The organism is Roseococcus sp. SDR (assembly GCF_019083995.1).
In the GTDB taxonomy this organism is placed as follows: Bacteria; Pseudomonadota; Alphaproteobacteria; order Acetobacterales; family Acetobacteraceae; genus Roseococcus.
Window position 1 is genome coordinate 22,613 of the sequence record NZ_JAHRCU010000005.1, and the last position, 15,016, is coordinate 37,628.

At 66.8% G+C, this 15,016-nt stretch carries 11 protein-coding genes; 4 read left to right on the forward strand and 7 right to left on the reverse strand.

The features are described 5' to 3' along the window. Window positions 1-20: 20 nt before the first annotated feature. A complete protein-coding gene (locus KTR66_RS07095) occupies window positions 21-1,664 on the reverse strand; it encodes an NAD(P)/FAD-dependent oxidoreductase (RefSeq protein WP_213611855.1) in 1,644 nt (547 codons plus the stop codon). Between the two features lie 93 nt (window positions 1,665-1,757). Between KTR66_RS07095 and KTR66_RS07100 the strand changes: the two genes are divergently transcribed. Then, on the forward strand, window positions 1,758-2,120 hold the full coding sequence (locus KTR66_RS07100; protein ID WP_213611857.1) for a DUF6481 family protein: 363 nt from the start codon (window positions 1,758-1,760) through the stop codon (window positions 2,118-2,120). A gap of 151 nt (window positions 2,121-2,271) precedes the next feature. Here the strand turns inward: KTR66_RS07100 and hpnJ are convergent, their stop codons facing one another. From hpnJ to KTR66_RS07125, 5 genes are all read right to left on the reverse strand, one after another. After that, window positions 2,272-3,705 carry a hopanoid biosynthesis associated radical SAM protein HpnJ gene (hpnJ, locus tag KTR66_RS07105; RefSeq protein ID WP_213611859.1) on the reverse strand — a complete coding sequence of 478 codons (1,434 nt, stop codon included), beginning with the start codon at window positions 3,703-3,705 and terminating at the stop codon, window positions 2,272-2,274. A gap of 322 nt (window positions 3,706-4,027) precedes the next feature. Next, window positions 4,028-5,656, reverse strand: coding sequence for an AAA family ATPase (locus KTR66_RS07110; protein ID WP_213611861.1), 1,629 nt, complete (start codon window positions 5,654-5,656; stop codon window positions 4,028-4,030). Window positions 5,657-5,758: 102 nt separating this feature from the next. Continuing rightward, complete coding sequence (locus KTR66_RS07115; protein WP_213611863.1) at window positions 5,759-6,835, reverse strand: radical SAM protein; 1,077 nt, start codon at window positions 6,833-6,835, stop codon at window positions 5,759-5,761. A gap of 84 nt (window positions 6,836-6,919) precedes the next feature. Then, the gene (locus KTR66_RS07120; RefSeq protein ID WP_249731930.1) at window positions 6,920-8,125 is read right to left on the reverse strand and encodes an aminotransferase class III-fold pyridoxal phosphate-dependent enzyme; all 1,206 of its coding nucleotides are present in this window, start codon (window positions 8,123-8,125) and stop codon (window positions 6,920-6,922) included. After that, window positions 8,122-9,669 (reverse strand): ABC transporter substrate-binding protein, encoded by a 1,548-nt coding sequence (locus tag KTR66_RS07125; RefSeq protein WP_213611865.1) that lies wholly within the window; start codon window positions 9,667-9,669, stop codon window positions 8,122-8,124. The genes KTR66_RS07120 and KTR66_RS07125 overlap by 4 nt, the downstream gene beginning before the upstream one ends. Before the next feature lie 80 nt (window positions 9,670-9,749). Here KTR66_RS07125 and KTR66_RS07130 point away from each other — a divergent pair, with 80 nt between their 5' ends. Further along, window positions 9,750-12,044, forward strand: a complete 2,295-nt coding sequence (locus KTR66_RS07130; RefSeq protein ID WP_213611867.1) for a penicillin acylase family protein — start codon at window positions 9,750-9,752, stop codon at window positions 12,042-12,044. A gap of 9 nt (window positions 12,045-12,053) precedes the next feature. After that, on the forward strand, window positions 12,054-12,707 hold the full coding sequence (locus tag KTR66_RS07135) for a DUF1028 domain-containing protein (protein ID WP_213611869.1): 654 nt from the start codon (window positions 12,054-12,056) through the stop codon (window positions 12,705-12,707). Between the two features lie 133 nt (window positions 12,708-12,840). On the opposite strand, the gene KTR66_RS07140 is transcribed toward KTR66_RS07135, so the two are convergent. Further along, entirely contained in the window at window positions 12,841-13,476 is a 636-nt protein-coding gene (locus tag KTR66_RS07140) for an isochorismatase family protein (RefSeq protein ID WP_213611871.1), read from the reverse strand. Window positions 13,477-13,579: 103 nt separating this feature from the next. Between KTR66_RS07140 and KTR66_RS07145 the strand changes: the two genes are divergently transcribed. Next, window positions 13,580-14,863 carry an amidase gene (locus tag KTR66_RS07145; RefSeq protein WP_213611872.1) on the forward strand — a complete coding sequence of 428 codons (1,284 nt, stop codon included), beginning with the start codon at window positions 13,580-13,582 and terminating at the stop codon, window positions 14,861-14,863. The last annotated feature ends 153 nt before the right edge of the window (window positions 14,864-15,016 follow it).

The following is a 15,016-nucleotide window of genomic DNA, read 5'->3' on the forward strand; positions in this document are numbered from 1 at the left end:
GCGCCTCAGCGGATCATGCTCTACCCGTAGGTCAGCGCATTATCCGCCCGGCTGCCCGAGGCCCGCACCGGCCCGCCATCCGTCATGGCCAGCGCCACCGCCTCCGCCACCCGGATGCCATCCACGCCGGCCGACATGATGCCGCCCGCATAGCCCGCACCCTCACCAGCCGGATACAGCCCCGGCGTGTTCAGGCTCTGGCAATCCACCCCACGCGGGATCCGCACGGGCGAGGAGGTGCGCGTCTCCACCCCCGTCATCACCGCATCCGCCAGCGCGAAGCCCGGGATCTCGCGGTCGAAGGCCGGCAGCGCCTCGCGCATCGCCGCCACCACGAAATCCGGCAGGCAGGTGGAAAGATCCGTGGGCCGCACCCCCGGCCGGTAGGAGGGAATGACCTCCCCCAGTGAGGTCGAGGGGCGGCCGGCCAGGAAATCCCCCACGCGCTGCGCCGGCGCCGCATAGGTGCCGCCGCCCGCCGCGAAGGCGCGCTCCTCCCAATGGCGCTGGAATTCGATGCCCGCCAGCGGCCCGCCCGGGTAATCCACCTCCGGCGTGATGCCGACCACGATGCCCGCATTCGCATTGCGCTCGGCCCGCGAATACTGGCTCATCCCGTTGGTCACGAGCCGGCCCGGCTCGCTCGCCGCCGCCACCACCGTGCCGCCCGGGCACATGCAGAAGCTGTAGACCGAGCGCCCATTGGCCGCGTGATGCACCAGCTTGTAATCCGCCGCGCCCAGCAGCTTGTGCCCCGCATGCGGCCCGAAGCGCTGGCGATCAATCAGCGATTGCGGATGCTCGATCCGCACGCCGATGGAAAACGGCTTGGCCTGCATCGCCACCCCGCGCTCCAGCAGCATGCCGAAGGTATCCCGCGCCGAATGCCCGATGGCCAGCACCACATGCCGCGCCGCGATCCGCTCGCCGCCCTCCAGCACCACGCCCCGCACGCGGCGATCCGCATCCAGATCCAGATCCGTGACGCGACAGCCGAAGCGATACTCGCCCCCCAGCCCCTCGATCGTCTCACGGATGGATTCCACCATCTGCACCAGGCGGAAGGTGCCGATATGCGGCTTGCTGACGTAGAGGATCTCCTCCGGCGCGCCGGCCTTCACGAACTCCTCCAGCACCTTGCGGCCGAAATGGAAGGGGTCCTTGATCTGCGACCAGAGCTTGCCATCCGAGAAGGTGCCGGCCCCGCCTTCGCCGAACTGCACATTGCTCTCCGGGTGCAGCGTGCTGCGCCGCCACAGGTCCCAGGTGTCCTTCGTCCGCTGCCGCACCACCTTCCCGCGCTCGAGGATGATGGGCCGGAAGCCCGATTGCGCGAGGATCAGCGCCGCCAGCAGCCCACAGGGACCCGTGCCGATCACCACGGGCCGCTCCGTCATGCCCGCCGGCGCCGTCGCGACAAACCGATAACCCGTGTCCGGCGCCACCCGCAGCGTCGCATCCCGCGCCAGCAGCGCGGCCTCGCCCTCCACCTCCACATCGATGGTGTAGGCCAGCATGATCCGCTTCGGATTCCGCGCGTCATACCCGCGTCGGAAGATGGTGAAGCCCTGCACCGCCGCCCCGCCCAGCCGCGCGCGCACCGCGGCCTCCAGCGCCTCGGGCGGGTGGTCGAGCGGCAGGCGGATCTCGGTCAGGCGCAGCATGGCACCCCCTCAACCCCGATCGCCCCTGGCGTCAAGCCCGCCATGCGGCACCCCCCATAGTGCGCGGCCATGCCCTGCGCTACACAGCCCGCGATGAGCTTCAAAGACACCTTCGAAAACCGCGCGGCCAAGGCCGCCGAGGCCAAGCGCAAACTCATGGAGCGCTTCCGCGCCCAGCCCGGCCCCGATGACCCCGCCGTGATCGCCCGCCTCGCCGCCCAGAAGGCCGCCGGCGAGGCCCGCGCCCAGCGCCAGGCCGAAGCCCGCGCCCGCGCCGAGGCCAAGGCCGCCGCCATCGCCGCGGAAAAGGCCGAGGCCGAGGCCGCCAAGCGCCGCGAGGCCGAGGAAGCCGTGCGCATCGCCGCTGAGGCCCGCCGCAAGGCCGCCCAACTCCTCATCGATCAGAAGGCCGCGCGCGACGCACGCTACGCCGCCCGCAAGGCGAAAAAGCGCTGACGACGAGAGGGCGCTGCCCTCTCGTGCTCTCCCGCCAGGAAACTCGTTTCCTGGACCTTCGATGTTTCAAATAAATCAATAACTTGCCGGAGTTGCAAGAACCTGAGTTTCTTGCCGGGGAGCCCGAGGGGCTGGCCCCTCGGCCGCGCCCTCAAGCCGCCTTGCCCTGCGCCCGCTCCCGCAGGAAGCGGAAGAACTCCACCCCCTCGCGCAGGCGGCGCACCAGCATCTGCCGGTCCGTGATCATCTCGCCGCAGATGGACGCGATCTTCGGCGCGCGGAAATAGAACTTCCGGTAGAAGGTCTCGACGCTGTCGAAGATCTCCGTATGCGCCAGATGCGGGTAGGCCAGCGGCGCGATCTGCACGCCATGCGCGTCCACATATTCCGTGTTCGCCGTATCCAGCCAGCCCTCGCGCGCCGCCTGGTCCCACAGATAGGTCCCGGGGTACGGCGCCGCCAGGCTCACCTGGATGGTGTGCGGGTTGGTCTCCACCGCGAAGCGGATCGTCTCCTGGATCGTCTCCGTCGTCTCGCCCGGCAGGCCGAGAATGAAGGTGCCGTGGATCTTGATGCCGAGCTCGTGGCAATCCTGCGTGAACTTGCGCGCCACATCCACGCGCATGCCCTTCTTGATGTTGTGCAGGATCTGCTGGTTGCCGCTCTCATAGCCCACCAGCAGCAGGCGCAGACCGTTATCGGCCATCACCTTCAGCGATTCGCGCGGCACATTGGCCTTGGCATTGCAGGACCAGGTGACACCCAGCTTCCCCAGCTCCTTCGCGATGGCCTCGGCCCGCGGCAGGTCATCGGTGAAGGTGTCGTCATCGAAGAAGATCTCCCGGTTGCCCGGGAAATTCGCCTGGATGTACTTGATCTCCTCGATCACATGCCCGACCGAGCGCGTGCGATACCGATGCCCGCCCACCGTCTGCGGCCAGAGGCAGAAGGTGCAGCGGCTCTTGCAGCCGCGGCCGGTGTAGAAGCTCACATAGGGGTGCTTCAGATAGCCGATGAAGTACTTCGTGTAGTCGAGGTCCCGCTTGTACACCTCGGAGACGAAGGGCAGGTCATCCATGTTCTCGAGGATGGGGCGCTCGGCATTGTGGACGATCACGCCCTCAGCATTGCGGTAGCTGAGGCCCTTGATGGCGCCGAGATCCATGCCCGAGGCCACATCCTTCACCGTGAAGTCGAACTCATTGCGCGCGACCCAATCCACCACCGGCGCATCGCGCAGGCTCTCATTCGCCTGGACGGCGACCTTGGCGCCGATCAGCCCGATCTTGAGGTTCGGATTCTCGGCCTTCAGCCGCTCGGCCACCTTGATGTCCGACGCAAACGAAGGCGTGGAGGTGTGCAGCACCGCGAGATCATAATCCCGCGCCATGGGGGCGACATCGGCGAGCGTCTGCTTGTGCGGGGGCGCATCCACCAGCTTCGAGCCGGGGATGAGCGCCGCCGGCTGGGCGAGCCAGGTGGGGAACCAGAAGCTCTTGATCTCACGCCGCGCCTGATAGCGCGAGCCGGCGCCGCCATCGAAGCCATCGAAGGACGGAGCCTGGAGGAAGAGCGTGCGCATCATGCCGGGAGCGACCCTTTTGCCAATGACGCCCGGGCCGAACCGCCCGGAGCGAGAAAGCGAACGGATGCAGGGTTTGCCCGCGGAAGTCCAGCGGCGGATGCGCGGACGGGGCATGCGGGGGCGGCGTTCACGGCCCGCGGGGCATTTTTCGCCAAACCACGTTTTCGGACAAATTCCCCTGGGCGCGCGAAGGGGCCTGAGCGGGGGATTTGGAGGGGAGGGGGGAGGGCGGCGCGCATGGCGCGATGATAGGAAAAAATACCGGAAAAGTCGAGGGAAAGAGACTTGGGGAGCCACGGGCTCCCCAAACCCCTGCGGCACCTTAGCTCACTAAGCCAACGAGACCTTCAAAATGTGCCAGCAGTTCATCTCTCAATGTGCCATCATCAGAAACAGCCTTTCTTACCGCAGCTTCGTATAGGCCACGATTTTTGAATTGGAGTGCGGCCGAAATCGCTGTTAAGGCAGGCGTCTGGCGAACCGGGTATCGCTGAATAATCGCTGCGACATTACTGGCTGCTACAAGAGATCGTAAATGCTCTATCTCATTCTGGAACCGAATACTAATATCAATATTCACAGATAAGACATTCTGCAAAGGTATCTGGCGCCAGTCGATCGCAAGTAGCTTCAGTTCATTTCTAATTGTTCCTTCAGTCATCCGTGCTGCTAGGGTGTCAATGTGATTTGAAATCGCTGAAATGAAACCGATTTTTGCATTTTTAATCATCTCAGTGGAGTCAATTCCGAAAACCGCTGACTGCCTTTCGGAAAGAAATTTCATTACTGTTTCGGAGTAATAAATTGACTCTACAGAATACATTGAAAGAGGGAATATATGCTCTGATCTGAGTTCGTTTCGTCGAGATTCGGTTATCTGATCTTGGTCTACTATCCCATAAACCTCGAGCCATGTGAGGTTAGCTGCCGTCCTCATGCTCATCACACTTCGAATTACCTCCGCGCAGTTCCCGCGCGCATAAATCGATACGTTTGGAAAAAGTATCTGATATAAAGCCTTATCCAAACTCGAGTCATCTCCCTCAACGAAAATAACTTTTCGGCGAGATCCTAGAATAGTTTCTTTAACATCATCTGCAATTTCACTATGCGATGTTAGGATGTCTAATTCCCAACCGACAGGTTGACTGTCAATCATGTGAGCTTCGCGTAAAATAACTATTTTTGATGTAGGAAAAAGAGTGGGTAATTCAAGGTCGTGTGTCGATACAATAAAAGTGCAGTCTGGTCGATAAGACACCAATTGCCTAATCAATGGTGCCGAAATTGACCTGTGAATGTGTCTCTCTGGTTCATCTAACAGTATGAGAGAATTGTCTGGGGCGGTGAGAACTGATCCTGCGACTAAGAATGCTGCGCGTTCGCCGTCGGATAGGGCAACGATACTATAAGAAGATCCATCATTTTTCCTTGCCAAAATTGAATTGTCATCACCAATTGCCATGACAATCGGGATGCCTGAGTTATGAAAAATCGAATTTATGATCTCGAGCGGAGTTGGCGTTGTAGCTAGGCTCTCCGACTCAGCGCGAAGTCCTTCCTTGAGTGCGACTCGCACTTTTCTCGAGATATAATTGTCAGCATCAACGAGTGATGCAATGATTAACCCACTTCGTGAGCCTGGATTAGTTTCTCGCCAACGCGCATCCGGTCCACTGTCCCAGGACTTTACACTCGCTTCGGCATTGCGTTTCTCGTGGGCAGAGAAGGGTGGAGCATTTGTCTCCATCCATGTCTGTCGGTGTGCAGAAACTCGTACCGCCGTATGTATATTTCTACGGTAAATATATTGCATAAGGCTTGATTTACCAGCGCCATTAGGGCCAACTACAAAGAGTGGCGCATCGGAGGACAATGGAAGATCTAGCTGCGCTCCGCCAGTGACGGTAATTCGCGCACTAAAGCGTGGGTCTATTGCCGCTGGCTCCATATAGCGCCGCTCCCAATTTGCTTCCTGGGATACAATAGAAGTCTATTCAAAGAAATGCAATTGGCGGTCGTTGTTGGGAGCTGTCTGGGAGCAATAGCTGCCTCACCCCGCCCCCATCAACCCCCGGATCCGCCGCCCATGATTGATCACCGCCCCCAGTGACCCCAGGTTCCGCCCATCCGCCAGCGCCGAGAGCGCGGCCCCGATCTTCCCCTCGCGCAGCCGGGCGAAGCTATCCCCCAGCGCCACCGAGAAATGCAGCATGATGCTCGCATCGCGGTAGCAATCCGTGGTGCAGGCCTGGCAGCCGTCGCGCACCGCCATCTCGGGCCGGTAGTCCATGACCTTGCTGATCGGCTGGTTCCAATCCTCGCAGCGCCACAAATCGTAGTTCCAGTCCAGGTAGAAATACTTGTACCCGGCATGGCAGATGAAGCGCTCGCCCTGGCCCGTCAGCCGGCGCCGCATATCGGCGATGCCCTCCTTCGGGTTGAACACCGGGATCACCGCCCGCGCCTTCTCCACCCCGTCAAACGCCGCGATCAGCTCGGCCACGGACATGTCCACCAGCTCGCTATCCTCGGAATAGACGAGGGAGGAGGAGCCCAAGGCCGCCTTGCGCGGGTAGGAGAAGGTGACGGCGGCGAACCCCAGCTCCTTCAGGAAATGCCCGAGCGCTCCGTAATCCCGCACCAGCCGCGTCATGGCGACGGAGGCGATGGGCGTGATCCCCATCTCCTTCATCCGCGCGGTGCTCTCCTGGATGCGCTCGCACACGCCCTTCAGGCCGCGATTCTTCTCGTGCTCGCCCGCATCCTCGCTGTCGATCGAGATAAAGATGGTGCTGATGCCGGTGCCGCGCAGGCTCTCCAGCTGCCCGGGCAGCAGCCAGCCATTGGTCACCATGGTGGGCTGCACGCCCATCTCGCTGGCGGTGCGCGCCATCTCGGCGATTCGCTTGTGCAGCAGCGGCTCGCCGCCCATGAAGGTCACGAAGCGCACATTGGCCTTGAGGCGCATATGCGCCAGCGCATCGGCGAACAGGTCCGCGTCCAGCATCCGCCGGTCGGTCACGAAGCCCTTGTCATGCGCGAAATTGCAGAAATCGCAGGTCGCGTTGCAGAGATTGGTGACGGAGGCGTTCAGGATCGCCGGCCCCCCCTGGGGAACCAGCTTCAACAGATCCATGAAACCCGAACGATTCGCCGCCATGCTGCACCCTTTGCGCGTCCGGCGATGGATTGCCCCAAACCGCCCCGGATGTCACGCGATGGCGCGGAATCCGGCCTCGGCCGCGTCCAGCACGGCGGCGATATCGGCCTCGCTATGCGCGGCACAGAGGAACATGTTGTGCCGCGGGTGCAGATAGGCGCCCGCCTTCAGCGCCGCCGCGCAGAAATCCCGCCCCATGCGGAATTCCTCATCCCCCTCAAAGAGGAACAGCGGCATGGAAACCGGCCCCGATTGCCGGAGGCCCACATTGAACCCCCGCGCCCGCTCGGCCAGCCCCTCCCGCAGCAAGGTGCCCAGCCGCTCCAGATGCCCCACCACATCCCGCCGCTCCAGCTCCGCCAGCGTGGCGACGGCGGCCGCCATCGAGACGGCCGAACACCAGAAGGAGCCGGTGACGAAGACGCTCGCCGCCGCCTCGCGCAGCGAATCCCGCCCGGTGATGGCGGCCAGCGCATGGCCATTGGCGATGGCCTTGCTCCAGGCCGAAAGATCGGGCCGCACCCCCAAGCCTTCCCAGCTCCCGCCCGGATGCAGCCGGAACCCCGCCCGCACATCATCCACGATCAGCGCCGCCCCCTGCCGGTCGCAGATCCGCCGCGCGGCGGTCGCGAATGCCGGCGAAGGCAGCTCCTGGTCCACCACATTGTCATGCCGGAAGCCGGTGACGATGATGGCGGCGAGGTCGCCCCCCGCCGCATCGGCCGCCGCCTCAAGGCTCGCCACGTCGTTGTAGTCGAAGCGGAGCTGGTTCGCCCGATCCTCCGGGCGCGTGCCCACCGGCACCGGCGTGCACCACGGCGCCGCCCCATGATAGGAACCGCGCGCGATCAGGATCGTCCCGCGCCCCGTCGCCGCGCGCGCGATGGTGACGCAGGCGGTGGTCGCATCCGTCCCGTTCTTCATGAACATCGCCCAATCGGCGGCGGGGATGCGCTCCACCAGGCGTTCGGCCAGTTCCACCAGCACCGGCCCCGGCCCGTTCAGGCAATCGCCCAGCGCCGCCTGCCGCCGCGCCGCCGCCTCCACCACCGGGTCATGATGCCCGAGCACGATCGGCCCCCAGGAGCACATGAGGTCCACATAGCGCCGGCCATCCACATCCCAGACATGCCCGCCCTCGCCACGCGCGAAGAATTGCGGATAGCCCTCCGGCAGCTTGGCCGCGTTCAGATGCCCCCACATCCCGCCGGGAATGACCTTCGCGGCGCGCGCGCGCAGCGCGGCATCGGCGCTCAAAGCCGCGCCTCCCAGAACATCGGATAGGCGGCGCGCGGCAGATCGCGCACCCGCTCGCGATACCCGGCCGGGATGGTGAACTGCCCCCACATCACGGAAGGCACATGCGCCACCGCCGCCGTCTGGATCTCGGCCGCGATGCGCCGGCGGTTCGCGCCATCCGTCGCCAGCGCGAATTCCGTCAGCAGGCGCTGGATGTCGCGGTCGCAATCCCAGCCCGGATAATCCGCGCAGGTGTTGGAGACGTAGAAATTGGTGAGCGGCGAGAACATGTCCGTCCCGTTCGCGTAGACGGCGAAGATGTGCCACCCCTCGCGCCGCGCGCGGCGGGCCAGCAGCGTGCCCCAATCCATCACCTGCTCGGTCACGTTGAAGCCGGCCTGCTGCATGGACTGGATCATCACCTGCGCGGCCGTCTGGCTGATGCCGCCCGAGGTCGTCAGGAAGGCCAGCGGCTGCCCGCGATAGCTGCTGGCCGCCAGCATCCGCCGCGCCTCCGCCGGATCGAAGGCGGCCTGCGCCGCACCCCCCGCGCTGGAGAGCGGCGCATCGCACAGGAAGAAGGAGGGGCAGGGGGGTGCGCGGAACTGCGGCGGCACGCCGATCGCGGTCAGGATGCTCGCCTGGTCCACGCAGCGCCAGAGCACGCGGCGCACGGCCGGGTCGTCCATGGGGGCTGCCGCATGGTTGATGCGGAAATTGCCCTGGAACTGATGAATGCCGCCCAGCCCCTGCATCCGCACGCCCCGCGCGCGCTCGATGCGCGGCAGCAGGTCGAAGGGCAGGTACTGCATATAGTCCACCTCGCCCGCGATCAGGGCCGAGGCCCCCGTCGCCTGGTCCGGCATGACGCGGAGGTTGATGCTGTCCAGATGCACGCGCTTGCCGCCCGCCAGGAAATCCGCCGGCTCGGCGCGCGGCACGTAATCGGCGAAACGCTCCAGCACCATCACATTGCCCGGGCGCCAATCGGCCGCACGGAAGCGGAAAGGCCCGCTGCCGATGATCTCGCGGATGCGTTGCTCCACCGGCACGGCGGCCAGCCGCGCCGGCAGGATCACGGGCAGCGGCGCATTGGGCTTGCCCAGCACATCGAGCACGAGCGGGAAGGGCCGCGAGAGCGTCAGGCGGAAACTGCGCGGATCGGTCGCCACCAGCTCCGCCTTCGCGGCCCAGAGCATGCGGCCCAGGCTGTCGCGCGGCGCCCAGCGCTCCAGGCTCGCGACGACATCGGCGGAGGTGACGGGCGCGCCGTCATGGAACTTCAACCCATCGCGCAGCCGGAAGTTCCACACCAGGCCATCGGCGCTGGTCTCATGCGCCTCCACCATCTGCGGCTTGATCAGCCCCTGCCCATCCATGGCGTAGAGCGTGTCGAACACGTGCGTGGCGAAGGTGCGGGTGATGGCGGCCGTGGTGGAATGCGGGTCGAGGATCACCACCTCGCTCTCCAGCACCAGGTTCAGCGTGCCTGCCGCCCGCGCGGAAGGTGCGAGGAAAGGAAGAGCGAGGCCCGCCAGCCCCGCGCGCCGCGTGATGTTCATCGCCACCTCTCCCTGTTCGTTTCCGTCGGAAGCGTATTTGCTCTCCGCGCGGCACGTCCAGCGCCGTCAGGGGGAATGGAATGGATTTCGCTGAGATGGCCCGGAACGCGCTGCCGCCGCTCGAGGGCACGCTGCACATCGCGGGGCTGCAAGGGCCGGTCGAGGTGCGGCGCGACGGCCTCGGCATCGCGCATATCCGCGCGGGCAGCGTGCGGGATGCTTTCTTCGCGCAGGGCTTTTGCCACGCGCAGGACCGCCTCTTCCAGATGGAGCTGAACCGCCGCCGCGCGCTCGGCCGCAGCGCCGAATGGCTGGGGGCAGGGGGTTTCGCCGCCGATGCCCTGGCCCGCCAGCTCGACGTCGCCGGCGCCAGCCAGCGCGACGCGGCGGCGTTGAGCGACGAAGCCCGCGCAATGATCGAGGCCTATGCCGCCGGCGTGAACGCCTTCATCGCGTCGGGCGTGCCGCGCGCCATCGAATACCAGCTCCTCGACGCCACGCCCGAGCCCTGGGAGGGCTGGCACAGCATCGCCGTGATGCGCCGCCTCGGCCTGCTCATGGGCTCGGTCTGGTTCAAGCTCTGGCGCGCCGCGGCCCTGCCCGTGGCGGGCGAGGCCGTGACCAGCCTGCGCTACGATGATGGCGGCGTGGACCTGCTCCTGCTGCCCCACGGCGCCGAGACGCAGCGCTGGCGCGCCGCGCTGGATGACCTCGCCCCCGCCGTCGCCGCGCTGATGGAAGCGGCCGCACCGGACGCGACCGGCGGCGGCAGCAACAACTGGGCGGTCTCCGCCGCGATGAGCACCACCGGCCGCCCCGTGCTGGCGGGCGATCCGCACCGCGTCTTCGAATTGCCGAACATGTACGCGCAAGGCCATCTCGCCTGCCCGGAATTCGACGTGATCGGTCTCACCGTCCCCGGCGTCCCTGGCTTTCCGCATTTCGCGCAGAATGGCCGCGTCGCCTGGTGCGTGACGCACGGCTTCGCCGACATCCATGACGTCTATGTGGAGCGCTTCGATGCAGGGGCGCAGCACGCGCTTTTCCAGGGCGCGTGGGAGCCGGTGCGCCGCCGCCGCGAGACCATCGCCATCCGCGGCGAAGCACCGCGCGAGATCGAGGTGCTGGAAACCCGCCACGGCCCCGTCATCGCCGGCGATCCGCTGAGGGGCCACGCCCTCACGCTCAAATCCGTGCAATTCGCCGAGACCGACCTCTCCTTCGACTGCCTCCCCCGCATGCTCCGCGCCGGGAGCGTGCCCGCGCTCTTCGAATCCACCCGCGGATGGGGGCTGATCGACCACAACCTCGTCGCCGCCGATACCCAGCACAGCATCGGCTGGCTGCTCCGCGCGCGCATCCCCAAGCGCGGGCGCGAAAACGGCTGGCTGCCCGTCCCCGGCTGGACCGGCGATCACGAATGGCAGGGCTGGATCGCGCATGAAGACATGCCCGTGCTGCACGACCCCGCGGGGGGCCTCATCGTCACCGCCAACAACCGCATCGTGGCCGAGGATTTTCCCGAGTATCTGCTGACCGATTGCCACCCGCCCTATCGCGCGCGGCGCGTCATGGCGCTGCTGCAGGAAGCCGCGCTGCGCAGCCCTAAGGGTGCGGCCACCATCCACGCCGATGTGCAGTCCCAACCCGCGCGGGACTTCATCACGCGCCTCGCTGCAATCCGCTCTGAAGGCGCCGCCGAAGCCCTGCGTACCGAACTCGCGGCCTGGGATGCGCGGATGGAGGCGCACTCCGTCTCCGCCGCGCGCTACATCGCCTTCCGCCTCGCGCTGACGCGCCGCTTCGCTCAAGTCAGTGGCCTCGGCGCGCTCGCCGGCCATCCCTGGCTCGCCCCTGCGCCGGGCGTCGCCCCGCTCACCCAGCTCTGGTGGGCGCTGCCCGCCCTGCTGCGCGCGGATGATGCGAGCCTGCTCAACGGCACCGACTGGGACAGCCTGCTGCGCGAGGCGCTGACCGAAGCCGCCGCCGAGCTGCCATCGCAGCCCTGGGGCGAGCTGCACCGCCCGCGCTTCACTCACCCACTCTCCGCGCTTTTCCCCGAAGCCGCCAGCGTGCTCGACCCGCCCTCCGAGCCCATCGGCGGCGATGGCGACACGGTCTTCGCCAATGGCCTGATCGCGCCGCTCGGTCCGCGCGCCCAATATGGCGCCCTCTCGCGCTACGCCTTCGATGTCGGCGCCTGGGAGAACAGCCGCTGGTCCGTCTTCCTGGGCGCCTCCGGCCATCCCGGCAGCCCGCACTACGCCGACCAGCACACAACATGGGCAGCCGCCCAAATGACGCCCATGCGCTACGCCTGGGAGCACATCGAAGCCGCGCAAACCCAGCTTCTCCACCCGGCCCGCGAAGGATAGCCTCGCACCATGACCTACTCCCTGACCGCGCGCTGCGCCGTGACCGGGGCCTTCGGCACCATCGTCACCTCCTCCTCCATCGCGACCGCTTCGCGCTGCGCCTGGGCCGGCCCGCTCGGCGCCGTCGCCACGCAGAACCTCTCGGACCCGGCCCTCGGCCCGCAGGGGCTGACCCTGCTGCGCCAGGGCCTCGGCGCCCAGGCGGTGCTGGAGACGCTGCTGAAATCCACCCGCGGCGTGGAGCATCGCCAGGTGGCCGTGGTGGACCGCATGGGCGGCATCGCCTGGTTCTCCGGCGCCAAGGCCATGCCTGAGCACGCCGTTGCCATCGGGAAAGACTGCGTCTCCATGGGCAACCTGCTCGCCAACACCGGCGTGCCCCAGGCCATGGTGGATGCCTTCACCGCGAGCCACGGCGCGCCGCTCGCGGAGCGCCTGATGCAGGCCCTCGAAGCCGGGCTCGAAGCCGGCGGCGAATTCGATGATGAGCGCGGCGGCGGCATGCTGGTGGCCGACCGCTACGACTGGCCCGTCGTGGACCTCCGCGTGGATTGGCATGACGAACCGGTGGCGGAACTTCGCCGCCTCTGGACGCGCTACGCCCCGCAGCAGGCGGCCTATATCTCGCGCGCCCTAGATGCGGAGACGGCGCCGGGATTTTAAGAAAAAGGGCCTCCGGCGGCTGGGGCCGAAAGGCCCCAGACCCCGATACCGCGCGGCATCCCGAAGTCAGCGCCAAGGAATGGGGTCTGGGGCCCCGGCATGAGATCGCGATCCGCGATCGCCGGATCACGCCCTACCGGCTGTTGCGCTGCCGCCAGGCGTCAATCGCCGCGATCATCTCATCCGCGGTCGTGATGTCGGCATAGCGCCGGCCGACATCCTTCAGGTTCTGATCATGCGCCGCCTGGTCATGATCGCCCACGCAATCCTCCGGCACCTGCACCCGGAAGCCGAGCGAGAAGGCGTCGATCACGCTGGCCCTGACGCAGCCCGAGGTGATGCAGCCCGTCACGATCACCGTATCCACCCGCTCCCGCGTCAGGATCGCGCCGGCCGCCGTGCCGAAGAAGATGGAGGGCGCGGTCTTGGTCAGCACCACATCCGGCTCCTCCGCCGCGATGCGCGGGTCGAGCGCGGTGGCGGGCGTGCCGCCCAGCAGCTCATGCACCGGCGCCACCTTCCAGCGCGGCGCGCCCTTGGGCCCGTCGAAGGCGACGACGCAGGCGATGATGGGCACGCCCGCCGCCTTGGCCGCGCGCATCAGCCGCGCCGTGTTCTCGACCGCGCGGTCCACCATCGGCGCGCCGCCCATGGGGAAGCCAGGGTCGGTGAAACCCGTCTGGAAATCCACGACGACGAGGCCGGGCTTCTCGCCGAAGCCCACGGGCAGCGCCCCATAGCCGCGTTCCTCGAAGACATCTGCGCTCATCGCCAAGCCCTCCACATGGAAGGCGCAGCCTCGCACAACGCCCGCGAAAATCCAGGGGCCGCATGATCTTCACCCGACGCGCGCGGCATGAGAGGCTGGCCGCATGAGCCATGTCCGTGATCCCGGCCGCATCCGCGACCTCTCCGCCGCCATCGCCAGCGGCGCCCTGACCTCCGAGGCGCTGGTGCGCCGCTGCCTCGATCGCATCGCGGAGGTGGATGGCGCCGTCCAGGCCTGGCTCGACGTGCTGGCCGGCGAGGCGCTGATCCAGGCCCGCGCGCTCGACAAGGAAGCGGTGAAGCGCGGCCCGCTGCACGGCATCCCCATCGCGGTGAAGGATGTGATCGATGTGCGCGGCCTGCCGACGCGCGCCTTCAGCCCGTCGCGCGCCGAGATCGCGCCCGCCACCGCCGATGCCACGGCCATCGCCCATCTGCGTGCGGCGGGTGCGGTGATCCTCGGCAAGGTGCACACCACCGAATACGCCTATTTCTCCCCCGCGCCGCCGACGCGAAACCCTTGGGACCTCACGCGCACGCCGGGCGGCTCCTCGGCCGGCTCGGGGGCCGCCGTCGCTTCGGGCGCGGTGCCGCTGGCACTCGGCACGCAGACCGCGGGCTCGGTGAACCGCCCGGCGGCCTATACCGGGACGGGGGCCTTCAAGCCCTCCACCCTCTCCATCGGCGGCGTGGGCATCGTCCCGCTCGCGCCCTCCTTCGACACGCTGGGCGCCTTCGGCCAGACGGCGCAGGACGCGGCCTTCCTCGCCGCCGGCTATGCGGCGGATCACCTGGGCCTGCGCAACCCACCCTTCATCCCGCCCCGCATCGTGGTGCTGGAGGATGCGATGATCACGCGCCTCGCCCGGCCGGGCACGGCGGCCCGCGTGGCGGAGTTGGCGCAGCTTCTGGAAGGGGCGGGGCTGCCGCTCGCCACCGCCGCATCGCCCGTGCCGCTCGAGGGCATCCTCGCCACGCATCGGCGGGTGCTGCTGGCGGAGGCCGGGCGCACCTATGCGACGCTGCCGCGCCACCAGGTCTCGCCGCGCCTCGCCGCCGACATCGATGCCGGCCTCGCCATCACCGACGCCGCCTACCACGCCGCGCTTCGCGAACTGGCCCAGGCTCGCGCCGCCTTCTGGGCCGGCTTCGGCCAGACCGACCTGCTGCTGCTGCCCGCGGCCCCCGATGTGGCACCCGCCGATGGCACGACGGGCGACCCTTCCTTCGTCATCCCGATGACGGCCTTGGGCGGTCCGATCGCGACATTGCGCGCGGGGCAGGATGGCGGGCTGCCGGTGGGTGCGCTGCTCTGCGCCGCACCCGGCGCCGATGCGCGGTTGGCGGGCTTCCTGTTCTCGGTCGTGGCGACGCAGCTCGATCTTTAGCCGACTGCTGAAGAAGGCCAAAAGACGAAAGGGCTCCGCCCTCTCGTACTCTCCCGCCAAGGTGAAAACCTGCTTGGTTTTCACCAGTTTGTTGGATCTTCAATTGTTAAATTAAATCAAATACTTATCGGAGATGCAAGAAGCTGAGGTTCT